Source organism: Arthrobacter sp. ZGTC131, from assembly GCF_002929275.1.
Lineage (GTDB): Bacteria > Actinomycetota > Actinomycetes > Actinomycetales > Micrococcaceae > Arthrobacter.
The window spans coordinates 1-536 of the sequence record NZ_PJIK01000102.1; the positions used below are offsets into that span (position 1 = coordinate 1).

The following is a 536-nucleotide window of genomic DNA, read 5'->3' on the forward strand; positions in this document are numbered from 1 at the left end:
GACGTTCTGCGTCTGGCACGGGCGCAGGAGCGCGAGCTGCGGCGGTGGCTCTACGCTGATGATCCGCGGACGGCCGGACAGCTGTCGGACCGCCTCAAAGCGGTGGCTGCTTCGGTTGAGGACGAGTACGGGTACCCCGTGGAGGTGGTGGCGGTGGGTGATGCGACCCTGGACCAGCCTGCGGACGCCCTCGTCCAGGCCGCACGGGCGGCGCTGATCAACGCGGCCCAGCATGCACCCGGACCGGTCTCGGTCTACGTGGAATGCACCGCTGATCGTGCTGAGGTCTTCATCCGCGACCGCGGACCCGGCTTCAATCCCGAGGAAGTGCCCGAAGACCGGCTCGGTGTCCGCGAGTCAATTGTCGGCCGCATGAGGCGCCACGGCGGCACCGCCGTCTTCCGCAGCGGGCCGGACGGAACCGAAGTGCGGCTGGCCCTGCCGCTGACCCGCCCGGCAACGGAAACAAACCCGGCAACGGGAGCTGCCCCATCAACGGAAACCACAGAGAACAACCAGCAGTCATCGGAGCGCAA

1 protein-coding gene is annotated in these 536 nt (G+C 68.5%); it reads left to right on the plus strand.

What is annotated here, in order from left to right:
• On the plus strand, nt 1-536 hold a 536-nt coding region (locus tag CXQ90_RS22585; protein ID WP_368783948.1), incomplete at both ends, for a sensor histidine kinase.